The sequence below is a fragment of the Mesobacillus jeotgali genome, from assembly GCF_002874535.1.
In the GTDB taxonomy this organism is placed as follows: domain Bacteria; phylum Bacillota; class Bacilli; order Bacillales; family Cytobacillaceae; genus Mesobacillus; species Mesobacillus jeotgali.
The window spans coordinates 4,424,603-4,449,607 of sequence record NZ_CP025025.1 but is presented as its reverse complement, the minus strand read 5'-3'; the positions used below and the strand labels follow the sequence as shown (position 1 = coordinate 4,449,607).

The window sequence follows — 25,005 nt, the reverse complement described above, 5'->3', positions numbered from 1 at the left end:
CGTGAAAGAGTTTTTCTCCAGTATATTATTTATACTTAGCATTTTGACTCTTGTGATAACTGCTTACTTGCTTTATTGGACGATTGTGATGCCAGGGTGGTTTGTTGTTCCTTTTCTCATTTCGTTAATAATCGGCCTTGTCACACTCTTTGTTTCAAAAAGGATTGGTGTGCGGGAAAAATAAAAAAATGCCTGGATACCTTTCAGGCATTTTTAGACTCGTCATTCCGCAACTGTAGGCTGCTCAGCTTCAAGATCCCAATTCAACTTTGGCCAATCTTGTTTCTTCGGTAGTTGCTGACTGCTCTCGAAAATACCGTTTGCGATTGTTTTTGCCATTTTTAAAACGAGGTTCAATCTTGTATTTTGCAATACAAAGAATTCCATGAACCCGCTGACATTGACGATGCCGGTAATGTGCATGTTTCCGACTTCGGGCAGTTCCTTATTCACTCCGGCACCAGGCTTGACGGGCCCGTTGCCTACCTGGATGGAGCCTACACTTTTTAATCGGCCAAGGCAAGCGTCTATGCCGATTATAAAAGGATTGAAGTGTTTTTGCTTGATTTCGGCCAGTTTCGCATCCATATTTACAGCATGAATCGGATCATCGAGTGTTCCATATACATGGTAAGGTGCGATTTCTTTTTCCTGCAGCAGCGTTCCGATTAGAGGACCCAATGAATCACCGGTAGAGCGGTCAGTTCCAATACAGACAAAAACAATTGGGCGTGTGCTGAAATTAGGCAAATGGTCCAGGATTTCAGAAGCCAGCTTTTCGGCAGCCAGCTCATCTTCATGGTTAATTTTTGCCACATTGTTCTTCCGCTCGAAAAAATGGTTTTTGAGATTCATTGGATCAACTCCTTAAAAATTCGTACTATCAGTATACGGACTTTTTTTGTAATCTATACATACCTGTAAACAGAAAGATTTAAACACGGTCTTTTGGAGCAGTGGATTTTTTGCAGAGGAAAAAGGACTTATTTTTTATCAAAGGGATTATAAGGGTTTGGTCTCTATCGAAAAATGATGATTCTATATTAGAATAATAATATGTTGAAATTGAATGAAAACATGCTGCTGAACTGCTAACGTTCATAATGCCATCAACTTACAGAAACATCCTTCTTTAACTCCATTATAAAACTTGTTAAAATGATTGTGTTTGTATGAAATCTTCTAGATTGTTACATAACGTTTAATAATGAGGCTCTTTTATACAGAGCCACTAATGTAAGCGTGAATTTTACAGGTAGGTGAGAAAATGACGAAAGCAGAAGAGAGTCTGACTAGATCTCAGATATTTTTAAATAGAATAAGCGACAAACTCATGGATGAACAGCTTTGGTTTGCGATTGGGGAAGGTGTTTTAAAGATCATTGCCATCCTGATTATCACAGGTTTGTTCATCCGAATTGGCAAGATTGCGATTCGTAACTTCTTCAAAGTCAGGACGAGGGGGCCGCTAAGGATCACAGAGCGACGTGAAGCAACCCTGATGAAGTTGCTGGAAAATGTGCTAACGTATGTTGTCTATTTTATTGCAATCATGTCCATTCTTGCGGCACTGACGATCGATGTAAAGGCGATGCTTGCTGGTGCGGGAATCGTCGGCCTGGCTGTCGGATTTGGTGCGCAAAGTCTGGTGAAAGACATCATCACCGGCTTCTTCATTATTTTTGAAGACCAGTTCTCGGTTGGCGATTATGTAAGAATCGGACAATTTGAAGGAACTGTGGAGGAAATTGGGCTGCGGACGACGAAGATTAAAAGCTTTACAGGGGAAATCAATATCCTTCCTAATGGCAGCATCGTGGAAGTCACCAACTTCTCGCTTTATAACAGTGTCGCTGTCCTTGACATTGGCATTGCATACGAAGGCGACCTTGAGTATGCCGAAAAAGTGCTTCAGGAATACTTGGAGACAACGACAGAAAAATACCCAGAACTGGTCAAGACACCTGAACTTTTGGGTGTACAGCAATTTGGAGCGTCTGAGGTTATCCTTCGTATAGTGGCGGAATCCCTTCCGATGAAACACTGGTATATGGGGAGACAGCTCCGCAAAGATATAAAGCGTGTCCTTGATGAACATGGAGTTGAGATTCCATTCCCAAGAATGGTCATGTACTCACGCCAGGAAGGCGGAGAACAGAAAGAATTCGGTAAATAAACAAGGAGGTTTTACTATTGGACCACGAGTTTCAACTAAATGATGTTGTTGAAATGAAAAAACCACATCCTTGCGGCACCAACAAGTGGAAAATCATCCGCCTTGGCATGGATATCCGAATCAAGTGTGAAGGCTGCGAACACAGCGTCTTGATTCCAAGAAAAGAGTTCACAAGAAAAGTAAAGAAAGTTCTATCGAAGCAGGAAGAATGATCCTGCTTCTTTTTTTATCAGTATTGTATTATCCTTATTAATAAAATTAGAGAACGAATATAGAGATTTAGTTGGGAGATGAGGAAGTGGCAACAGTACATCATTCAGCATGTCCGTTGAATTGCTGGGACAGCTGCGGTTTTCTTGTTACCGTCGAGGATGGAAAAGTAAAGAAGGTTGAAGGCAATCCGGAGCATCCGATCACACAGGGAAAAATCTGCGGACGGGGAAGAATGCTTGAAAACCGGACGAATTCAGAAGATAGATTACTATATCCACTGAAAAAAATCGAGGGCAGTTTCCAGCAGATTTCCTGGGAGCAGGCGCTGGATGAGATTGCAGAAAAGCTGGCTCATTATAAAGAGAGTTTTGGCACCACTTCCGTTTTGCACAGCCACGATTATGCCAACGGTGGTTTGCTCACCAATCTCGACAGCCGCTTTTTTAACTTATATGGCGGAGTAACTGAATTGACAGGTTCTATTTGCTGGGGAGCCGGGATTGAAGCTCAGAATTGGGATTTGGGGGATGCCTACAGCCATGCACCTGAGGATTTGAAAAACAGCAAACATGTCGTCATTTGGGGCAGAAATGTCGCACGTACGAATATGCATCTTTTTCAAAACCTGCAGGCTGTGAAAAAGAACGGCACGAAAATATATGTGATCGATCCTATTTATAATGCAACGGCTAAGCTGTCCAATGAATATATCTCCATAAAACCAGGCTTCGACGGACTTTTAGCGGCTGGCATCATGAAAGAACTGCTGCGAATGAATTTGCAGGACGAGGAGTTTTTGGCAAACCATTCTACAGGCTTCGATGATTTAAAAGCTTTGTTGGATAGCGTTTCGTTAGAATATATCAGTGAAGCAGCTGAAGTGCCGGTGGAAACAATCTCCCAGCTTGCTGAAGTATATGCTGACCGCCCTGTCTCAACGATTATGGGCTTAGGTATGCAGCGCTATGAAAATGGCGGAAATACAATCAGGCTAATTGACGCCCTAGCAGCTGTCAGCGGCAATATCGGCATTCCTGGCGGCGGCGCCAACTATGCGAATAAGCAGGTAGGGCAGAGCTTCGACTACCAAAATATGACCATGGCTGAGAGGAAAAGTTCTTCACGCACATTTACGATGATGAGGCAGGCAGAGGGAATCCTTTCAGCCGTTGATCCTGAAATAAAAATGGGAATTGTCACGTGCGGGAATCCGCTGACACAGGTACCTGATACGAATAGGGTGCGAGAGGCTTTTGAATCGTTCGAAACTCTCGTGGTAATCGATCAGTACATGACGGATACAGCAGAGCTTGCAGATTATGTTTTGCCGGCTGCCACTGCTTTTGAGGTCGAGGATGTTTACTATTCTTCCATGTACCATCATTATGTAAATCACGGGCCGAAGCTGGTAGAACCGCCAGGAGAAGCAAAGCCAGATGCATGGATCTGGACTGAACTGGCAAACAGATTAGGCTTTGGCAAGGAGTTTGATTTTACCAGAGAAGAATTCATGGAAAAGGGGCTTGTTTCATTGTCGCAGAAGGGCATTACTCTCGAAAAAATTCGTGAGGAAAAGTTTGCCGAGCTGCCAGTGGATGAGGTTCCATGGGCTGACCGGAAATTCAAAACGCCAAGCGGCAAGTATGAATTCACCTCTTCTGCAGTCGTTGACGGCCGCATCAAGCTGTCTTTGCCGACCGAAACAAAATGGAGCAATCCCGAACTGGCAGAAAAGTATCCTTATACATTGCTGTCGATTCATCCGCTGCGTTCCAACCATTCGCAGCATTACCACCTGTTCCAGCCAGAACCTTACGTGAAAGTAGAGATTGCTGGTAGCGTCGCTGCTGAAAAAGGGTTGAAAGACCAGGACTATGTCCGTGTGTGGAATGACAGAGGCGAAATCCATGGTAAGGTGTCGATCCTAAAGGCTGCCCACCCGGGAACCGTGAATATCGACGAAGGATTGAGTGCCCGGTTCGGCGGTACCGTCAACCAGCTGACTTCAAGCAGGGAATCAGACAACGGATTCGGAAGCACATTATATGATTGCCTCGTTAATATTGAAAAAATTGAAAAAGATAGATGATTGTTTTGCCGCACTTTCATAGAGTGCGGTTTTTCTTTTCAGGAGGGCAAGGATCAATTCATTGGTGCCCTCAAATTCAGGAAAATCCAGAAAGAGGTCACCAATGGGGCTTATTGGCGCCCAAAAATCCAGGAAAACTGAAAAACAGGTCACCAATAGAGCTTATTGGCATCCGAAAATGCAAGATTACTGGAAAAGAGGTCACCAATAGAGTCCGTTAAGGAAAAAAAGTGTACCCATAGCTTCCGTTTACAAGCTTGTCTTTTCCTTTCGTAATCTCTATAATTGTGAGAGGAAAAAATCGTTTAGGTGATTCTTGCTTGAATAGATATATTTTTAAATAGAGGAGTGACATGGATGGCCTTAACAGCAGGTATTGTTGGACTTCCTAACGTTGGGAAATCTACATTGTTTAATGCGATCACACAGGCTGGTGCTGAATCAGCCAACTATCCGTTCTGTACGATTGACCCGAATGTCGGAATCGTTGAGGTTCCTGACCATCGTTTAACTAAATTGACTGAGCTTGTACAGCCGAAAAAGACTGTGCCAACTGCTTTTGAATTCACTGACATCGCTGGAATCGTTAAAGGAGCGAGCAAAGGTGAAGGGTTGGGAAACAAGTTCCTTTCCCATATCCGCCAGGTGGATGCAATCTGCCAGGTTGTCCGCTGCTTTGCGGATGATAATATTACACACGTTGCCGGTAAAGTAGATCCTATTTCCGATATTGAGGTAATCAACCTGGAATTGATTCTTGCTGACATGGAGTCGGTTGAAAAAAGAATTAGCCGTGTCGAGAAATTAGCAAAGCAAAAAGATAAGGAAGCTTCTATTGAGTTTCCAATCCTGGCTCGCCTGCGCGATGCATTTGAAGCTGAACAACCAGCTCGCGCGGTCGAATTCACTGAAGAAGAAATGAAAATCGTTAAACAACTACATTTGCTTACAATCAAACCGATGCTGTATGTTGCTAACGTAGGTGAAGAAGATGTCGCTGATCCAAGCGGAAATGAATATGTACAGAAAGTCCGCGAGTTTGCACAAAAAGATAACGCAGAAGTAATCGTCATCAGTGCAAAAATCGAGGAAGAAGTCGCTGAGCTTGAAGGTGAAGAAAAGCAAATGTTCCTAGAGGAACTAGGCATTGAAGAATCAGGTTTGGACCAATTGATCCGTGCAGCTTACAGTCTGTTAGGACTGGCAACATATTTCACAGCTGGTGTCCAGGAAGTCCGTGCATGGACATTCCGTCATGGCATGAAAGCACCTCAGTGTGCAGGTGTCATCCACTCTGATTTCGAGCGTGGATTCATCCGTGCAGAAACAGTCCACTACGATGATCTTCTTGCAGCCGGATCCATGGCAGCAGCCAAAGAAGCTGGAAAAGTCCGCCTTGAAGGAAAAGAATATGAAGTAAAAGACGGAGACATCATCCACTTCCGTTTCAATGTATAATCCATTTCCGCCCTGCTTAATGCAGGGTGGAATTTTTATTTTCAGAGAAAAAACTTGGACAAAAACACGAACGTATGTTAGTATTTTATTAAATAAATTAATAGTCCAGAATATGAAAAGTTGAATTGCTATACATAGCGTTGCCTTTGAATATATTCTGTGATATAATTTCATCTTGTGAGTAATTAAACAATTACTCCTTGCCCTGTAATGGGGCCGTTTAGACCAAAAGGAGGTGACAGTGATGAGAAAGTACGAAGTTATGTACATCATCCGCCCAAACATTGAAGAGGAAGCTAAAAAGGCTCTTACTGAGCGTTTCAGCTCAATCCTTACAGAAAACGGTGCGGAAGTTTCAGAAGCTAAGGAATGGGGCAAACGCCGCCTTGCTTATGAAATCAATGATTTCCGTGATGGCTACTACCAGCTTGTTAAGGTAAACGCTACTCCGGAAGCAGTTGAGGAATTCTCTCGTCTTGCTAAGATCAACGAAGATATCCTTCGCCACATCGTAATTAAAGAAGAAGAATAATTAATGATATAAATATAAACTTTCAGCGGAAAATGTTTCACATGGAACATTCTAGCTGGGGGGAAGGAGTTGATTCTGATGATGAATCGTGTCATTCTTGTCGGTCGTTTGACCAAGGATCCTGAATTACGTTTCACACCGAATGGAGTTGCGGTGGCTACTTTCACTCTTGCGGTAAATCGTTCATTTACCAACCAGCAGGGGGAAAGAGAAGCTGACTTCATCAACTGTGTGGTATGGCGCCGTCCAGCCGAAAATGTTGCTAACTTCTTGAAGAAGGGCAGCCTTGCAGGTGTTGATGGACGAGTTCAAACTCGCAGCTACGAAGGACAAGATGGTAAGCGTGTATACGTTACAGAAGTTCTTGCTGAGAGTGTTCAGTTCCTTGAGCCAAAAGGACAGTCTTCAGACAGAGGGGATAGCGGTTATTCCCGTCAAAATGATCAAGGTTCCCCATTTGGGAATCAGAATCAACGCCAGAACCAAGGTTATACAAAAGTAGATGAAGATCCATTTGCAGGTGGCGGCCAGATCGACATTTCAGATGATGATCTTCCATTCTAATATAACTCGGACGTAAAAATGAATACACAAGGAGGGAAATGACCATGGCAATGGGTGGACGCAGAGGCGGACGTGCAAAACGCCGTAAGGTTTGCTACTTCACAGCAAACGGAATCACTAAGATTGATTATAAAGATGTTGATCTTCTAAAAAAATTCATCTCTGAGCGCGGTAAAATTTTACCACGCCGTGTAACTGGAACTAGCGCTAAATATCAGCGTAAATTGACAGTTGCAATCAAACGTTCTCGTCAAATGGCATTACTGCCATACGTTTCAGGCGAATAATGATCGGATTTTAAAAGGCAGCGGGGCAACCCGCTGCCTTTTATATTAGTTTTATGGCACTTCGTTTGCTTGTCAGTGCTTAAGAAGCTAAAATAGTTCTTATCGGTTATTTTAGATGCGAAAAGTTTACTAACGTGGTCTAGAGCAGATGACCAAGGCGCATATGCATTTCTGTGAGGTGGATTATGAAGAATACATACAAGCTAACGGAAGGAGCCATCCTGTTAGCGATTTTTGCGGTTTTATTGTTGATCACTTTTTATATACCTGGCCTGGGGTTAGTTGTGAACCTCTTTCTTTCTTTGCCATTTCTGTTTTTCGGTGCTAAGTATGACGGCAAAAGTACGGCTGTGTTTACGATCGCCGCTGTATTATTATCGATGATCCTAGGGTCACTTCTGGCAATCCCGCTTGCATTGGCATATGGTACGACTGGTGCTGTGATGGGTTACATGGTCAGGGAAGGGAAAAGCAGGTCTACAGCATACATAGCAGGTTCCCTCGTGTTTCTTTTGAATTTAGTGGCACAATATGCATTGTCGGTCATCTTATTTAAAATTAATATTATCGAAGAACTGATGGAGGCTTTTCGAGTCTCTACCGACCAGGCAATCAAAATGCTGGAACAAATGGGGCAGACCCCTGATGAGAAACTCATCAAGCAATTCGAAACAATGATCGATATGATGGAAGTGCTTATGCCAAGCATGTTCGTCATGGCTTCATTTTTGATTGTGTTCCTGCTTCAGCTTGTCTCATTCCCCTTCTTAAAGCGTTTTGGGATCAAGGTGCCATCCTGGCCTCCATTCAGGGAATTGAATCTGCCAAAAAGTATCTTATGGTACTATCTCATCGCGATGATTGCAGCATTAATCATGCAGCCGGAAAAAGGGACTTACTGGTACTGGGCAATTTCCAATCTTACATTCATACTGCAGATGCTGATGGTTCTCCAAGGTCTTTCATTAGTCTTTTATGTAACACATATGAAACGGTATCCTAAAGCTGTTCCAATCATCGTCATTGTCCTGACCTTCCTCCTGCCATTTGTTCTTTATATTGTCAGGATATTAGGTATAATTGATTTAGGGTTTGACTTAAGAAAACGTCTTGGGGAGAAGAAGTAATCAGAAACTAACGCTTTAGGAGCTGAGCACATGCCTTCTTATTTAGAGAGGCGGCAAATACGTTATCCATTGTATGGATTGATGGCCGTAACACTGGTGCTAATTGGATTTCTGTCTTACTATAACTGGATTATAGGGGCTGCAGGGTTCATTCTCACTGGCCTGTTGATATATCTCATTTTTCAAGTGAATCATAAAATAAGGCAAGAGACGGAAGAGTATATCTCCACACTGTCTTATCGTGTAAAAAAGGTCGGCGAAGAAGCATTGATGGAAATGCCGATTGGAATCATGCTAATCAATGAGGACTACTATATTGAGTGGACGAATCCTTTCATTGCTGCTAGTTTCAATGAAGACTCGCTTGTCGGCAAATCGCTGTATGATGTAGCCGATGCGGTCATTCCATTGATTAAGCAAGAGGTAGAAACTGAAATCATCACTCTTCATGACCGAAAGTTTAGAGTCATTCACAAACCTGAGGAACGGCTGCTCTACTTTTTCGATGTGACCGAACAGGCAGAAATTGAAAAAATGTACCATGATGAGCGCACGGTCATTTCTATTATTTATCTTGATAACTATGAGGAACTGACTCAGGGAATGGATGACCAGACGAAAAGCAGCTTGAACAGTCTTGTGACTTCTATTTTAAATAAATGGGCTACCAATAATGGGGTATTCCTTAAGAGGGTTTCTTCTGAACGATTCATCGCTGTTTTCAGTGAACATATTCTCCGGCTGCTTGAAAAAGGCAAATTCACGATTCTTGATGAAGTAAGGGAAACAACATCTAAGCAAAATGTTCCATTAACTTTGAGCATTGGAGTCGGTACAGGTTATTCATCGCTTCCAGAACTCGGAACACAGGCGCAATCAAGCCTGGATTTGGCTTTGGGACGTGGCGGCGATCAGGTAGCGATCAAACAGCCTAACGGCAAAGTTAAGTTTTATGGCGGCAAGACGAATCCTGTTGAAAAGCGCACAAGGGTAAGGGCGCGAGTCATTTCTCATGCATTGAAGGAATTGGTTATTGAAAGTGACAAGGTCTTGATCATGGGACATAAGAATCCGGATATGGACGCAATTGGTTCGTCAATCGGTATCCTTAAAGTTGCACAAATGAACAAGCGTGAAGGCTTTATTGTGTATAATAAAAATGAGATTGATACAGGTGTACAGCGCTTGATGGATGAGATTAAGGAAAACGAATCTCTTTACTCAAGGTTCATTACACCAGAACAGGCGTATGAAATTGCTTCTGATGACACATTGCTTGTCGTTGTCGATACGCATAAGCCATCACTTGTCATTGATGAGAGATTGTTGAACCGAATTGAGAACGTCATCGTGATCGATCACCACCGACGGGGAGAGGAATTCATTAAAAATCCGCTGCTCGTATACATGGAGCCATATGCTTCATCAACGGCTGAACTAGTCACGGAATTGCTAGAATATCAGCCGAAGAATGGGAAAATCCAGATGCTTGAGGCTACAGCTTTATTGGCTGGAATCATCGTCGACACGAAAAGCTTCACCTTAAGGACAGGGGCTCGAACTTTCGACGCTGCATCATACCTGCGAAGCCATGGTGCGGATACTGTTCTTGTCCAGAAGTTCTTAAAAGAAGATATTAATACTTATATTAAAAGAGCAAAAATTATAGAGAATGTTTATTTTTACCGGGATGGCATTGTCATTTCAAAGGGAGAGGACGATGTATACTGCGACCAGGTGTTGATTGCACAGGCAGCAGATACACTCCTGACGATGGACGGCGTGTCAGCGTCATTCGTGATCTCCAAAAGATCAGAAGACACGGTAGGCATAAGCGCAAGATCGCTTGGGGAAATCAATGTTCAGGTAGTCATGGAAAATCTCGAAGGTGGCGGACATTTAACCAATGCTGCGACGCAAATGTATGACATTACTACGGATGAGGCCGAAACACTTTTACAAAATGCGATAGAGGATTATTTAGAAGGGGGACAAAAAGAATGAAAGTAATCTTTTTGAAGGACGTTAAAGGAAAAGGCAAAAAAGGCGAAATCAAAAATGTGGCTGATGGCTACGCACACAATTTCCTGATTAAACAGGGACTTGCAGTTGAAGCAAATCAAGCCGCGATGAGTTCCCTGAACGCACAGCAGAAGAAAGAAGAGAAGGTGGCTCAGCAGGAGCTTGAAGATGCGAAAGCTTTGAAGGAAAAGCTGGAAAAAGTTACAGTAGAATTATCCGCGAAATCTGGAGAAGATGGACGTCTCTTCGGCTCAATCACAAGCAAGCAGATTGCTGATGAACTACAAAAAGCTAATGGCATCAAGCTTGATAAGCGAAAAATCGAACTCCAGGATGCAATTCGCACACTTGGATACACAAAGGTTCCTGTCAAGCTTCATAAAGATGTTCAGGCAACTTTGAATGTCCACGTAAAAGAAGGTAAATAATTTACAGTTCCATATAGCCGTAAACATGATAAAATAATATAGTTACAGAAATAGGTGATCGGTTCTGCTGATCATCTTTTTCATTGAGGAAAGAGAGTACTTTGTAAGGGGGCAGGCAGATGAGTGAATTATTCGCGGATCGACTTCCGCCGCAAAACATGGAAGCGGAACAAGCCGTACTTGGCGCAATATTTTTAGAGCCATCAGCTTTAACTCTTGCTTCAGAAGTTCTATTACCTGATGATTTTTATCGTGTTGCACACCAGAAAATCTTCACCGTTATGCTGGATTTAAATGATAAAGGCAAAGCCATCGACCTGGTGACCGTTACAGAAGAACTGGCATCGTCCAAGCTGATTGAAGATGTTGGCGGCGTCAGTTATTTAAGTGAATTGGCTGCATCGGTACCGACGGCTGCTAATATAGAGTATTATGCTAGAATTGTAGAGGAAAAATCACTGCTGAGAAGGCTGATCCGGACAGCATCAGGCATCGCTGAAGATGGCTATATGCGAGAGGATGAAGTCGAAGCATTACTTGCCGAAGCAGAAAAGAACATCATGGAGGTTGCCCAGCGCAAAGGCGGAGGAGCCTTCCATAATATAAAAGATGTCCTTGTCAGGACATACGATAATATCGAGGAAATGCATAACCGTAAAGGGGATATTACCGGCCTTGAAACTGGATTTACCGAGCTTGATCGAATGACAGCTGGATTCCAGCGTAACGATTTGATTATCGTTGGCGCACGTCCATCTGTTGGTAAAACAGCATTCGCCTTGAATATTGCTCAGAACGTTGCGAAAAAGACTGGAGAGAATGTTGCGATCTTTAGTTTGGAGATGGGTGCAGAACAGCTTGTCATGCGTGTTCTTTGTGCTGAAGGGAATATCGATGCCCAGAGACTGCGTACAGGATCCCTGAATGATGAAGACTGGGGCAAGTTGACGATGGCGATGGGAAGTCTGTCCAATGCAGGGATTTTCATTGATGATACTCCAGGTGTCAAAATTACTGATATCAGGTCAAAATGCCGCCGCTTAAAGCAGGAACAAGGCCTGGGCATGATCATGATTGACTACCTGCAGCTGATCCTCGGGAGCGGTCGTGCCGGCGAAAATCGTCAGCAGGAAGTATCCGAGATATCACGTTCACTTAAGCAACTGGCTCGTGAATTACAGGTCCCTGTAATCGCTCTTTCCCAGCTTTCCCGTGGTGTGGAACAGCGACAGGACAAGCGTCCGATGATGTCCGATATCCGTGAATCAGGTTCAATCGAGCAGGATGCCGATATCGTTGCCTTCCTTTACCGTGATGACTATTATGATAAGGAATCCGAAGACAAGAACATCATTGAAATTATCATCGCCAAGCAGCGTAACGGCCCGGTAGGAACCGTTAAGCTGGCATTCGTAAAAGAATACAATAAATTCGTCAACATTGAAAACAGGTATGACGAATCGTACGCTCCACCTGGGGCATAATGAGAATTGATCCTTTATGGATTGATTCTCTTTTTTTTGGTTGATATTATATTTAGTTTATATAGGATGCAGAGTTTTACGAACGAAATAATAATAAAATAAAATTAATGTTCGTGTTTAGTTGACTTTGTACTATTATTGCTGGTAAACTTTATATGTTTGAAACGGAAAAAAATAACCGTATACCTTTGGAGGTGCTTTTTATATGTCATCCGTAGTAGTAGTTGGTACACAATGGGGAGACGAAGGAAAAGGGAAGATTACTGATTTCCTTTCAGAAAATGCAGAAGTGATTGCCCGTTACCAGGGAGGTAACAACGCAGGACATACAATAAAGTTCAATGGTGAAACATATAAATTGCATTTGATTCCATCAGGAATTTTCTATAAAGATAAAATAAGCGTCATAGGAAACGGCATGGTTGTGGATCCAAAAGCGCTCGTGAAGGAACTTGCCTATCTTCACGATAAAAATGTAACGACAGACAACCTGCGAATCAGCAACCGCGCGCATGTCATCCTTCCGTATCACTTGAAACTTGATGAAGTAGAAGAAGCGAGCAAGGGTGCCAATAAAATTGGTACCACCAAGAAGGGCATAGGTCCTGCATACATGGACAAAGCTGCGAGAACGGGAATCAGGATTGCCGACCTTCTTGACAGGGAAGTTTTCGAGGAGAAGCTAACACGCAATCTCGAGGAGAAGAATCGCCTGCTTGAGCGCATCTATGAAACTGAAGGATTTAAACTTGAAGATATTTTAGACGAGTATTATGAGTATGGACAGCAAATCAAACATTATGTGGTCGACACATCCGTTGTTTTGAACGATGCTTTGGATGAAGGACGCCGTGTACTATTTGAAGGTGCACAGGGCGTCATGCTCGACATCGATCAGGGAACATATCCATTCGTTACATCATCCAATCCAGTAGCTGGCGGTGTGACAATCGGTTCCGGTGTAGGACCGACTAAAATTACCCACATTGTAGGAGTTTCTAAAGCTTATACGACTCGTGTAGGCGATGGACCATTCCCTACAGAGTTAGATAACGAAATCGGCCACCAGATTCGTGAAGTAGGACGCGAATACGGTACCACAACAGGCCGTCCACGCCGTGTCGGCTGGTTCGACAGCGTCGTTGTCCGCCATGCGCGCCGTGTCAGCGGAATCACTGACTTATCATTGAACTCTATCGATGTTTTAACGGGAATTGAAACGCTTAAAATCTGTGTGGCATACCGATACAAGGGAGAGTTGATCGAAGAGTTCCCAGCCAGCTTAAAGACACTTGCTGAATGTGAGCCAGTTTACGAGGAGCTGCCAGGATGGACAGAAGATATCACAGGCGTGAAATCACTTGATCAACTTCCAGAAAACGCAAGACACTATCTTGAGCGCATCTCACAACTGACAGGCATCCCATTGTCAATTTTCTCAGTCGGACCGGACAGAACTCAGACAAATGTCGTCCGCAGCCCTTGGAGATCATAATAATTATTGAACAAGCCCCCCGATGATTAGGATTGGGGGCTTGTTTTTTATAGAGGGAGTCCCAGTTGTTTTCAGTTCGCGGAATTCCGGCATGAATTCGCGGAATTAATGCGGTTTTTCGCGGGAATACAAGTATACTTCGCGGAAATAGATTCTAACTTCGCGGAATTAACCTATTGTTAGTAAATTTCTCTTTATAAAATTAAACAAAATTAAGGAAAGCACAGCTAATTACAAATAAAAAAATGAAAAAGCAAAAAATATTTCAAAAAAATATATACAAACAATAAAATGCTATGGTAATATAAACAACGTTGTCACTGATTCGACAAAAAGTGATAGTTTTTGTATATATACGAGCCATTAGCTCAGTCGGTAGAGCATCTGACTTTTAATCAGAGGGTCGAAGGTTCGAGTCCTTCATGGCTCACCAAGTTTTTTTCGCGACAGCGAAAATAATCCTTCTTAACCTTGCATCAGTGAAAAAGGATCAACTTAATATATGGCCCCTTGGTCAAGCGGTTAAGACACCGCCCTTTCACGGCGGTAACACGGGTTCGAATCCCGTAGGGGTCACTTTACACTTTATTACATATTTAATTGAGTATTATCATGGCTTAGTCGGTAGAGCAGGTTGCTCACATCCTCGACTTTGCTTCGAATGGCAACCTGCGAGAAAGACCGTAAGGTCATTCGAGCAAAGGCCTTAAACTAAATAAAGATTAGGGTACTATTTTTATCTTGGCTCAGTAGCTCAGTCGGTAGAGCAAAGGACTGAAAATCCTTGTGTCGGCGGTTCGATTCCGTCCTGAGCCATTAAAAAAGGGAGCGTGTCATATGACATGCTCTCTTTTTTTTGTAACATTTATGTAACATAACGATAAACTTCCTATTTTTAACATGTTTGTGTTGCTATTAACAACATTGTTCAATAATTATGCTCCCAAAGTAGGAGGATACCCTGATATTACTAGGTTTTTTGCTCATTTTTTATAAAAAGAATAGGAAAATCTTCCGATACTGAATTCCATTTAACTGACAAATATCGTAATAAAATGTCAGCTATTATACATTTTTGTTACATAATGAAGACTAGTCTTCCCATCGATACATTATATGGTAAAGTATAAAGGTACAATTATCAGATAATAGTTATTTAGAACTAGACTAATAGTTTTTGACCGTTGTAGGAGGATCAGGATGAATAATTTAAAACATAGGCTGTCCAATCTTGCCGGCAAAACATCTAGAGAGATGAAGCCAGCAATAAAAAAGTCAATCATGGCAGCAGTAACTGTAGCTGCGTTGTCTTTTGGTGCAGGAAATGCTGCACTTGCGGCTGATTCAGACTTAACAACTATGTACCATGTTTATGTAAATAATAAATTTGTAGGAACTGTAACCGATAAAGCACAAGTAGAACAGCTGGTGGAAGATAAGTTGGCATCTGTCGAGAAGGAATATGAAGACCTTGATGTCGAGCTTGGCTTAGACGTATCTTTTGTTCCTGAGCAGGTGTTCAGCTCAGCTGCCAATGCAAATACAAGTGAAGTATTAGAAGTACTTAAAGATGAATTGACTGTCCAGGCTGAAGCATCGGCTCTTGTCATCAATGAAAAGCCTATTGCTTATGTTAAAGATCAAGAAGCGGCAAATGAAGTCCTTAAGACATTAATGCTTCAATACATTACTGAAGAAGAATTGGCTGAAGTGGAGAGTAGAAAAGAATCTCCTAATCTACTACTACCCGAAGTGAAAGAAAATGAAACTCGTATATTAGACGCTTATTTCACTCAGGAAGTTTCACATTCTGAAGAAAAAGTTGATCCTGAAAAAGTACTTTCTGTAGAAGAAGCTGTCCAGCTTCTTAAAAAGGGTACTCTAGAGGAAAAGAAGTATCAGGTTCAAGAAGGGGATGTGTTAGGAAGCATTGCGAATTCACATAACCTTACGCTTGCTGAATTACTTTCTTTAAATGAAGGTCTTACTGAAGACGTTGTATTAAAACCAGGACAGGAATTGAATGTTACATTCTTGAAGCCTTTTGTTGAGGTCGTTGTCGACCGCCAGGTTTATGCTGAGGAAGAAGTGGCTTACCAAAAAGAAGTCATTAAAGATGATTCCATGTTCAAGGGCGATACGAAAACGAAGCAGGAAGGCCAGGTTGGTATGAAGGGCGTCACCTCCACGCTAACTGAACAAAATGGCAGGGTAACTAAGAAGGAAGTCATTAAAGAAGCTATACTTAAGGAGCCTGTGAAGGAAATCATCGTCAAAGGAACAAAGGTTGTTCCTTCACGCGGAGATGGTACTTTCGTCTGGCCAACAAATGGCGGATATATATCCAGCCGCCAGGGCTACCGCTGGAACAGGATGCATAAAGGAATTGATATCGCAAGGCCAAGCAACTACACAATCAAGGCCGCTGATAATGGGAAAGTAATATACGCTGGTAACAAAGGCGATGGATATGGAAACAAAATCATTATTGATCATCAAAACGGCTATCGCACAATGTATGCTCACCTTGCATCCATCTCAGTAAGTGTAGGCCAGTCAGTTTCTCGTGGTTCGAAAATAGGTGTTATGGGAAGGACAGGTAATTCCACAGGAATCCACCTTCATTTCGAAGTTTTCCAAAATGGCAGAAACATTGATCCTTTATCTAAAGTAAATAGGTAATCAAGTTCATTTCAATTTCAATGAAAGTCTCTAGTCAAACTAGAGACTTTTTTCATTAAGGTTGTCTTAAAATAATGGTATATAGGCTGCACCCAATCAAAAAAGTCAGTTATTTTATTGTTATGGGCAGGATTGGTACAATTGGGAAGAGAAGAATAAAAGGTATATGACAGAAAAATTCAGTTTTTGTCTGATTTACAGTAAAATAGATAAGATAGCATTTTTATTAAAGAGAAGATTAATACAAGACGATAGATGAATTTGAACTTTAAAGGAGAATTGGTATGGAGAAAAAAATCCTGGTAGTAGACGATGAGAAACCAATTGCAGATATTCTGCAGTTCAATCTAAAAAAAGAGGGTTACGATGTTTACTGTGCGTATGATGGAAACCAGGCAGTTGAAATGGTAGAGGAAATTCAGCCAGATTTAATCCTGCTGGATATCATGCTGCCGATGCGTGATGGCATGGAAGTCTGTCGTGAGGTCCGCAAAAAATACGAAATGCCGATTATAATGCTTACTGCTAAAGACTCTGAAATTGATAAGGTGCTCGGACTTGAGCTAGGAGCCGATGACTATGTCACGAAGCCATTCAGCACAAGGGAATTGATTGCAAGAGTAAAAGCGAACCTGCGCCGCCATCAGCAGAATGCAATCAGAGAAGATGAGCAAGAGGAGTCGAATGAAATTACGGTTGGCTCATTGACTATCCACCCTGATGCATATGTTGTCTCCAAAAGAGGAGAGACGATTGAATTGACGCACCGTGAATTTGAGCTTCTTCACTACCTTGCCAAGCATATTGGACAAGTTATGACAAGGGAGCACCTTCTGCAAACAGTTTGGGGCTATGACTATTATGGAGATGTCCGTACGGTTGACGTAACTGTAAGGCGTTTGCGTGAAAAGATCGAGGATAACCCGAGCCATCCGACGTGGATCGTGACAAGACGAGGAGTAGGCTATTATCTCAGAAACTCTGAGCAGGAGTAAGGCCAGGGATGAAAAAGGTAGGTTTCTTTCGATCAATTCATCTTAAATTTGTGATTATATATGTCCTGCTTATTCTCGTTGCGATGCAAATCATCGGAGTTTACTTTGTCCGCAAACTTGAGACGACCCTGATGACGAATTACCAGGAATCTGTAAAATCCCGAGTGGACCTGCTGGTTTATGATATACAGGAAGAGCTGGTGAAGGAGCGCGGGAAGGAAGACCCCACGAAAGAGGAAGCAATTAGGCAGATTTTAATGGACTATAAGCCTAATGATATTTCTGAAATCCGGGTAGTTGACGGGAGCAGTTTTAAAATACTGGGGACATCAAGCCTTAGCAATCAGGGGATGGTGGGACAGAGGACTCCTGACGTCAAGATTAAGCGTTCGATCATCACTGGAGAAGATGAAGACGTCATCCAGTTGAAAGCGAACGAAAGAGTTTGGGTTCTTTCAACACCTATCATGCATAACGGTGAAGCGATTGCCGCTGTCTATCTGGTTGCCAATATTAATGATATCTTTGACCAGATGAATGATATCAATACAATCCTCGCTACCGGAACAGCCATTGCCCTGATTTTTACAGCCATTTTGGGAGTCTTGCTTGCACAGACGATTACGAGGCCGATTTCAGATATGCGTAAACAGGCACTGGCGATGACGCGCGGCAATTTTTCCAGGAAGGTTAAGGTCTATGGTTACGATGAAATCGGTCAACTGGCGATCACCTTTAACAATCTGACGAAAAAACTGCAGGAAGCACAGGCCACAACAGAAGGAGAGAAAAGGAAGCTTTCCTCAGTCATTTCTTATATGACTGACGGTGTCATTTCGACAGATCGTAAAGGACGCATCATCCTGATCAATGACCCTGCGACACAGATGCTGGGTGTTCCACGTGAAACAGTGCTGTCGCAGCCGTTAGTTTCTGTACTTGGACTGGATGAGAATTATACTTTTGATGATTTGCTTCAGGAGAAAGACTCGATTGTTCTGGATTACAGTACTAAGAGCAAGCCATTCATCCTTCGGGCAAACTTTTCGGTCATACAGAAGGAAAGCGGCTTTGTAAATGGATTGATTGCAGTCCTGTATGATATTACAGAACAAGAAAAAATTGATATGGAGAGACGGGAATTCGTTGCGAATGTTTCCCATGAATTGCGGACTCCGCTGACAACGATGCGCAGCTATCTGGAGGCGCTGGCTGAAGGAGCGTGGAGGGATGAGGAAATCGCTCCAAACTTCCTTGAGACAACCAGAGGAGAAACAGAGCGGATGATCCGGCTTGTCAACGATTTGCTGCAGCTATCAAAACTTGACAGTGTGGATTATCGTCTATCAAAGGAATGGGTCAACTTCCCGGTCTTTTTTAACAGGATCATTGACCGATTCGAAATGACGAAGGAACAAAATGTTTCTTTCAAAAGGGAAATCACGGAGAATGCGATTTTTGTAGAAATAGATGAAGACAAAATAACGCAAGTGCTCGATAATATCATTTCTAATGCCATGAAATATTCACCAGAGGGCGGCACGATTACATTCAAAGTGAAAGAACTGGATGATCAGATTGTTGCAAGCATTTCTGATGAAGGCGTTGGCATCCCGAAAGATAACCTTGATAAAATTTTCGATCGTTTCTACCGTGTCGATAAAGCCAGGACCCGCAAACTAGGCGGTACAGGGTTAGGGCTGGCTATTGCCAGGGAAATGGTCAATGCCCACGGGGGAAAGATATGGGCAGAAAGCGTGGAAGGCAAAGGAACAACTGTTCAATTTACACTTCCTTATGACCGCAGTGCAGAGGATGATTGGTCATGACATATGAAAATATTAAAACAGGTATTTTAACATTTCTTGTTATTCTAAGTGGCTTTTTAACGTGGAATATTTGGACGTATCAACCAGATTATGAGGTTGTTAACAATCAAAAGACTTTTGAAGATATAAGCATAGCAACACAGAAGGAAATCAAAAAAATAGTCAAGCCCCATCAGGTGATCTACCATGTGAATGGTAAACAGTTTGGTTCGGTAGACAATGGCTATATTGATGATGTAATCGGAGTTATTTCAAGATGGAAGTATTTTGATATCGAAAAGTACCCTGGGCGGATCAGTGAATTTAATGAGAAGATTGCTCAGGGGGAGAATACCGAAGTTATTTTCCCAGATGAAGTGCCGATTGAACTATATAAAAGGGTCCTGAATATTGATGAAAAGGATATGCCGAAATTTGATTTCGACCGGATCATCATTAATTCAGAAACCCAGCAAAAGCAGGAAGGGATTGTCTATTTCTTTTCGCAGAAAAATCAGGAAGCCTATGTCAGCAATGTCAGTCCTTCCTATATAAATGATTTTACGAATCATTTTTATGATTCTGCAAAAAGGCTGACGCCTTATTTTCTTCATACTGTTTCCGATATCAAGAAGATTTACCTGCCAACTGAAAAAGTGAAGATGGTTCTGCACACTTATTACCAGAATCCCCTTGAATCTGAACAATTTAAAGAAGCTTTGTTCACAGACCCGAGCTTTGTACAGCGCAGTATAGTCGATGGAATTGAGGAATATACGGATGATGCCAGTAAGATGATCGTTGACACCGATACAAATATGATTAACTACGTGAATCCTGTCAGGAGTGGCGATTCAGTCATCGGCACCAACAATGTTCTCCAGAAGAGTATCGAGTTTGTTAATAATCATGGTGGCTGGACGGAACCTTATCGTTATGTTTATAAAGATGATTTTAACCAGAATGTTCTTTTCCGTCTTTACAGCAAGGAAGGTTATCCTGTTTTCAATCAGATAGGGATGTCAGAGATCTATCAACATTGGAAACAATCGGAAATCAGCAGATATGTACGCCCGGGGTTCCATCTCGAGCTGCCATTGAATCCGGATGTTGTCACCAAGACATTGCCGTCTGGATATGAAGCGCTGGAATACCTGCAAAGCAAGAAGGACTTTAGGCCGGAGCTGTTGCAAAATCTTATGCCTGGCTATTATATGACCGAGGGACCAGAAAATTCGTTAATCCTGCTGGAGCCTGGCTGGTTTTATTTATACGATCAGGAGTGGCGTCAGCTCATATGGGAGGAGGAATTGAATAATGGATTGGAGTAGAATCAAGACAATCTTTATTCTCACCTTCCTCGTCCTGGATATATATCTCGTGTACCAGTTCATGAACACGAGGGATGCGACCCAATATGAAATTCTGAAGGAAGCGACCCTTGAGGAAAAGCTGAGAAATGACGATATCACCTATGGCGAACTCCCTGACACAAAAAAGAAAGAACAGTATCTTAGTGTAAGAGCCAAGGTGTTCACCTCCGAGGAAACGGAGAAGGTCAAGGGACAGTCTGTCAGTCTGGGAGATGGCACGTCGATTGAAGCCAAGCTTGAAAAGCCGTTCAAATTGACGAGCAAGTTCCAGCCGGCTGAACTGTCTGATTTCATAAAAGCAAATATTTTTGCCGGTGAACAGTATAAGTTCTGGAGCAAAAATGATGAGACAGGAACCATTACGTATTATCAAGAGCATGATAGTAAAACGTTCTACTATAACAGCAATGCGAAACTAACTTTCTTTTTCAATGAAGATAATGAAGTGACTTCGTATAAGCAAACGTATTTGGAGATCATCGATGAACTGTCGGATGCAGAAGAGTTGCTGCCGCCATTAAGGGCGCTGGAAACTCTATATAAAAAAGGTTTGCTCAAACCAAAGAGTAAAATTACCGATTTCGAGTTAGGGTATTCGACACTTGTTAACCTCACATCATCCCATGTAGTGACACCAACGTGGAGGATAGAAGTCAATGGCAAGGAAAATCTTTTTGTACATGCATTCGAAGGTCGAGTGCTCTCCTTGTCGGATAAAGAAAATACAATTACGGAGTGAAGAGATATGAGTTTGCATTTTAGTGTTCTCGCCAGCGGGAGTACGGGAAATGCGATCTATGTGGAGACGGAGGGCCAGTCCTTTTTGGTGGATGCCGGATTGAGCGGCAAACAAATGGAGGCTTTATTCAAGCAAATTGGCCGAGAAATGAAAGACCTCTCTGGAATATTAGTGACGCATGAACATAGCGATCATATAAAAGGCATAGGAATCGTTGCCCGTAAATACAAACTGCCAATCTATGCGAATGAAAAAACATGGAAAGCGATGGATGGATTGATTGGGGAAGTCCCGCTTGAGCAGAAGTTCTCTTTTGACATGGAGACCGTTAAAACTTTTGGCGGATTGGACATAGAATCCTTCGGTGTCTCACATGACGCGGCTGAGCCGATGTTCTACGTGTTCCATAAAGACGGCAAGAAGCTGGTGCTAATCACAGACACAGGCTATGTCAGCGACCGTATGAAAGGAATCATTTCTAATGCGGACGCTTATGTTTTCGAAAGCAATCATGACGTCCAGATGCTGAGGATGGGGAGATATCCGTGGAGCGTCAAGCGCCGTATCTTGAGTGATTACGGTCATGTCTCGAATGAGGATGCTGCAGTCGCGATGAGTGAAGTTGCAGGGGAGAATACGAAACGGATTTATCTAGCTCATTTAAGCGCGGATAACAATATGAAGGACCTTGCAAGGATGTCAGTCACCCAGACCCTGGGAGACCGGGGCATCCTGGTGGGAGAGCAGTTCGATTTGCTTGATACAGATCCGAAGACTCCAACACCTTTGACAGCAATTTAGCTAGTTTATGGCAATGAATTTATAGGTAAAGGAGTAAAGGCATTCAGGGGTTGAGTGCTTTTGCTCCTTTTTACTTTCAGGGTAGCCATTTTCAAAAGGAAAATGAGAGACTTATGATTTAGAAATTTTCTTCACTGATAGTATAATAATCTGTATAAGAATAACTAACGTATCTATTGGTCAATGAAAGGATTGGTGGACATTGGGTTATTATGATCAGGATTATCAAAGCAGGTATAAACCGCAAAACAGCAGGAAAGGCGGCTTTTTCTGGGCCAGTCTGGCAGGCGCAATCATAGGTGCATTATTGGTGATCTTCTCGATTCCCTTATTATCTAACTTGGATGTGCTGCCATACAAAATTGAACCTCATAATCAAACAGCGGCAACTGACGAAGAGCCTGCTGAAGAAAATGAAGAAGGTGATATCACTAAAAAAAATGTATCGATTGATGTTTACTCGCAAATTACCGAAGCAGTCGACAAGGCTGGAGATGCAGTAGTCGGCATTACAAATATCCAGGGGAGCACAAGCTTCTGGGGCGAATCTCAGGAATCAGGCGGAACAGGTTCTGGCGTCGTTTATAAAAAGGCCGGAGATAAAGCCTATATTGTCACAAACCACCATGTCGTGGCGGAAGCCTCTGAACTTGAGGTCAGCCTGAGTGATGGTACGAAAATTCCTGCCAAGCTTTTAGGAAGTGATATCTGGACTGATTTGGCTGTGTTGGAGGTACCGGCTGACGAAATTAAAGTTGTAGCCGAATTTGGCAACTCTGATAAGCTGAAGCCTGGTGAGCCAGTCATTGCGATTGGTAATCCACTCGGACTTACTTTTTCAGGTTCTGTTACACAGGGAATCATCTCTGGTTTAGAACGTGCGATTCCGGTCGATATCAATCAGGATGGAACTCCTGATTGGCAGGCAGAAGTTTTACAGACTGATGCAGCGATTAACCCTGGCAATAGCGGAGGGGCCTTGATCAATATAGAAGGCCAGGTGATAGGCATAAACTCTATGAAAATTGCCCAGAGTGCTGTAGAAGGAATTGGATTATCTATTCCCATTAATTATGCTGCACCAATTATTGAAGACTTAGAGAAGACTGGGGAAGTAAAACGTCCATTCATGGGTGTAGAATTAGCTTCCGTAAATGAAATCTCAGCATACCACCAGGAAAACACGTTGAAGCTGCCGAAGGAAATTAACTATGGTGTCGCAGTTAGAGGCGTACAGCCAAATTCTCCTGCAGCTCAGGCTGGATTGCAGGAGTATGACGTCATTGTGGAAATGGATGGCGAGGAAATCCGAGATGTTGTGGATCTGCGCAAGCACCTTTACAATAAAAAGAAGGTTGGCGATGATATGCAAGTCAAGTTTTATCGTAATGGCCAGCTGGAAGAAACAACAATGAAGCTAGGCGGAGAAACATTATAGTGGTTGTGGATAATGACAGGAGGCGGAATGCTTCCTGTTTTTTTGTGTTAAAATGGTCATTGTGGATAAATTTTAAAGTGAATTTAAGCAAATGATAATCATATAAAAAGAAGCGGAAAGGATGAAGATTATGAAATATTGCTGCAGTGAGCATGTAGAATTAGCACTGGATGAAGCGGTTGATGAGTTTGAGGTAGCTCCACAATTAACAAAGTTAGAGTCTGTTGATAAGTCGGAGTTTGTCTGTGGATACTGTGGACAACTTGCTGTATATATTGTGGCGAACGAATGATCGCCTACTAAATGTGGATAGCGATGTGAATATGTGGATAACTATTGTGGATATCTTGTTTGTAAACTGTTTGTAATCTGTTTGTAAAGTGGGGATGACTGTGAATATCTCAATCGTGACGGTTGGTAAATTAAAAGAAAAATACCTGAAACAGGGGATAGAGGAGTACCTAAAACGACTCGGAAGCTATGCAAAAGTAGAAGTCATCGAAGTACCAGATGAAAAAGCGCCAGAAGAACTAAGTGAAACGGAAATGGTCCAGGTAAAGCAAAAAGAAGGTGAGAGGATCCTTTCGAAAATCGGTATGGATACATATGTCATCGCGCTTGCCATCAATGGCAAGCTTAAATCCTCCGAAGAACTCGCAGACACCCTCGATAAACTCGCCACATACGGCAAAAGCAAAATTGCCTTCGTCATCGGCGGATCACTCGGACTGAGCGACGAAATTTTAAAGAGAGCAGACGAGCAATTGTCGTTTTCTAAGATGACCTTTCCGCACCAGCTGATGAGGCTTATTTTAGTAGAGCAAGTATATCGGGCTTTCCGGATTAATCGGGGAGAACCGTACCATAAGTAAATGAAGTTTTTTTAAATTAAAAAGCAAATAGAATATATCTTTCCCTCGTAGATGCAGGAGTCTAATTTATATTAGGCTCCTTTTGTCTTTATTACTGTGAAAAGAAAGCTTTAAAGATGGTTAATGCGTTTCTTCCCAACAATTATAAAGAAACAGGAAATGAAATCATATTTTACTTAACAAGAATCAATAACCAACTCCTTCAGTTTAACATCTCACGAATACTCTTTATTTACGAGTTTCTTAGCCGTATTTAAGTGGGTTCCCAGAAGAAACAGCTTCTATTATTTATCTAGTATAGTAAACTCGTAATCGATTGAAAACGTAGTCGTCACCTTTTGGTGCAGTTGGGGCAGGTCCAGCAGAATGAGTGTTTCCATGTACTGACACAATTCCTGTTATAGAAATCATTATCAAAGGTG

Annotated in this window: 22 protein-coding genes and 3 tRNA genes; 24 read left to right on the top strand and 1 reads right to left on the bottom strand. The window is 42.4% G+C overall.

Annotated features, from left to right (window positions below; all coding sequences use genetic code 11):
• Positions 1-222: 222 nt before the first annotated feature.
• Positions 223-855: a spore protease YyaC gene (yyaC, locus tag CD004_RS22155; protein WP_102264744.1), complete on the bottom strand. Its 633-nt coding sequence runs from the start codon at positions 853-855 to the stop codon at positions 223-225.
• Between the two features lie 412 nt (positions 856-1,267).
• Between yyaC and CD004_RS22150 the strand changes: the two genes are divergently transcribed.
• From CD004_RS22150 to rlmH, 24 genes are all read left to right on the top strand, one after another.
• A complete protein-coding gene (locus CD004_RS22150; RefSeq protein ID WP_102264743.1) occupies positions 1,268-2,176 on the top strand; it encodes a mechanosensitive ion channel family protein in 909 nt (302 codons plus the stop codon).
• Between the two features lie 17 nt (positions 2,177-2,193).
• Positions 2,194-2,388 carry a DUF951 domain-containing protein gene (locus tag CD004_RS22145; protein WP_102264742.1) on the top strand — a complete coding sequence of 65 codons (195 nt, stop codon included), beginning with the start codon at positions 2,194-2,196 and terminating at the stop codon, positions 2,386-2,388.
• 86 nt (positions 2,389-2,474) lie between these two features.
• Positions 2,475-4,478 carry a molybdopterin-dependent oxidoreductase gene (locus CD004_RS22140; protein ID WP_102264741.1) on the top strand — a complete coding sequence of 668 codons (2,004 nt, stop codon included), beginning with the start codon at positions 2,475-2,477 and terminating at the stop codon, positions 4,476-4,478.
• A 357-nt stretch (positions 4,479-4,835) separates the two neighbouring features.
• Positions 4,836-5,936, top strand: a complete 1,101-nt coding sequence (ychF, locus tag CD004_RS22135; RefSeq protein ID WP_102264740.1) for a redox-regulated ATPase YchF — start codon at positions 4,836-4,838, stop codon at positions 5,934-5,936.
• Between the two features lie 244 nt (positions 5,937-6,180).
• On the top strand, positions 6,181-6,468 hold the full coding sequence (gene rpsF / locus CD004_RS22130) for a 30S ribosomal protein S6 (protein WP_102264739.1): 288 nt from the start codon (positions 6,181-6,183) through the stop codon (positions 6,466-6,468).
• A 78-nt stretch (positions 6,469-6,546) separates the two neighbouring features.
• On the top strand, positions 6,547-7,032 hold the full coding sequence (gene ssb / locus CD004_RS22125; protein WP_079505977.1) for a single-stranded DNA-binding protein: 486 nt from the start codon (positions 6,547-6,549) through the stop codon (positions 7,030-7,032).
• Positions 7,033-7,082: 50 nt separating this feature from the next.
• Positions 7,083-7,319 carry a 30S ribosomal protein S18 gene (gene rpsR / locus CD004_RS22120; protein WP_079507585.1) on the top strand — a complete coding sequence of 79 codons (237 nt, stop codon included), beginning with the start codon at positions 7,083-7,085 and terminating at the stop codon, positions 7,317-7,319.
• Positions 7,320-7,504: 185 nt separating this feature from the next.
• On the top strand, positions 7,505-8,446 hold the full coding sequence (locus CD004_RS22115) for a YybS family protein (protein ID WP_102264737.1): 942 nt from the start codon (positions 7,505-7,507) through the stop codon (positions 8,444-8,446).
• A gap of 30 nt (positions 8,447-8,476) precedes the next feature.
• Positions 8,477-10,450 carry a DHH family phosphoesterase gene (locus tag CD004_RS22110; protein ID WP_102264736.1) on the top strand — a complete coding sequence of 658 codons (1,974 nt, stop codon included), beginning with the start codon at positions 8,477-8,479 and terminating at the stop codon, positions 10,448-10,450.
• Positions 10,447-10,896, top strand: a complete 450-nt coding sequence (gene rplI / locus CD004_RS22105; protein WP_102264735.1) for a 50S ribosomal protein L9 — start codon at positions 10,447-10,449, stop codon at positions 10,894-10,896. The genes CD004_RS22110 and rplI overlap by 4 nt, the downstream gene beginning before the upstream one ends.
• 119 nt (positions 10,897-11,015) lie before the next feature.
• A complete protein-coding gene (dnaB, locus tag CD004_RS22100; protein ID WP_102264734.1) occupies positions 11,016-12,380 on the top strand; it encodes a replicative DNA helicase in 1,365 nt (454 codons plus the stop codon).
• A 205-nt stretch (positions 12,381-12,585) separates the two neighbouring features.
• Entirely contained in the window at positions 12,586-13,875 is a 1,290-nt protein-coding gene (locus CD004_RS22095) for an adenylosuccinate synthase (RefSeq protein ID WP_102264733.1), read from the top strand.
• 357 nt (positions 13,876-14,232) lie between these two features.
• Positions 14,233-14,308, top strand: a tRNA-Lys gene (locus CD004_RS22090).
• A gap of 71 nt (positions 14,309-14,379) precedes the next feature.
• Positions 14,380-14,451 (top strand) — tRNA-Glu (locus tag CD004_RS22085).
• Positions 14,452-14,618: 167 nt separating this feature from the next.
• Positions 14,619-14,691: transfer RNA gene (locus tag CD004_RS22080), tRNA-Phe, on the top strand.
• A gap of 384 nt (positions 14,692-15,075) precedes the next feature.
• Positions 15,076-16,557, top strand: coding sequence for a M23 family metallopeptidase (locus tag CD004_RS22075; RefSeq protein WP_102264732.1), 1,482 nt, complete (start codon positions 15,076-15,078; stop codon positions 16,555-16,557).
• 284 nt (positions 16,558-16,841) lie between these two features.
• Positions 16,842-17,552, top strand: coding sequence for a response regulator YycF (gene yycF / locus CD004_RS22070; RefSeq protein ID WP_041965136.1), 711 nt, complete (start codon positions 16,842-16,844; stop codon positions 17,550-17,552).
• Between the two features lie 8 nt (positions 17,553-17,560).
• Positions 17,561-19,381, top strand: coding sequence for a cell wall metabolism sensor histidine kinase WalK (gene walK / locus CD004_RS22065; protein WP_102264731.1), 1,821 nt, complete (start codon positions 17,561-17,563; stop codon positions 19,379-19,381).
• Complete coding sequence (locus CD004_RS22060; protein ID WP_102264730.1) at positions 19,378-20,691, top strand: YycH family regulatory protein; 1,314 nt, start codon at positions 19,378-19,380, stop codon at positions 20,689-20,691. Before walK ends, CD004_RS22060 begins: the two co-directional genes overlap by 4 nt.
• Positions 20,678-21,472 carry a two-component system regulatory protein YycI gene (locus tag CD004_RS22055; RefSeq protein ID WP_102264729.1) on the top strand — a complete coding sequence of 265 codons (795 nt, stop codon included), beginning with the start codon at positions 20,678-20,680 and terminating at the stop codon, positions 21,470-21,472. Before CD004_RS22060 ends, CD004_RS22055 begins: the two co-directional genes overlap by 14 nt.
• A 6-nt stretch (positions 21,473-21,478) precedes the next feature.
• Complete coding sequence (locus CD004_RS22050; RefSeq protein ID WP_102264728.1) at positions 21,479-22,273, top strand: MBL fold metallo-hydrolase; 795 nt, start codon at positions 21,479-21,481, stop codon at positions 22,271-22,273.
• 202 nt (positions 22,274-22,475) lie between these two features.
• Positions 22,476-23,711, top strand: a complete 1,236-nt coding sequence (locus CD004_RS22045) for a S1C family serine protease (RefSeq protein ID WP_102264727.1) — start codon at positions 22,476-22,478, stop codon at positions 23,709-23,711.
• Between the two features lie 121 nt (positions 23,712-23,832).
• Positions 23,833-24,003: a CxxH/CxxC protein gene (locus tag CD004_RS22040; protein ID WP_407657642.1), complete on the top strand. Its 171-nt coding sequence runs from the start codon at positions 23,833-23,835 to the stop codon at positions 24,001-24,003.
• A 100-nt stretch (positions 24,004-24,103) separates the two neighbouring features.
• A complete protein-coding gene (gene rlmH / locus CD004_RS22035; RefSeq protein WP_102264725.1) occupies positions 24,104-24,583 on the top strand; it encodes a 23S rRNA (pseudouridine(1915)-N(3))-methyltransferase RlmH in 480 nt (159 codons plus the stop codon).
• The last annotated feature ends 422 nt before the right edge of the window (positions 24,584-25,005 follow it).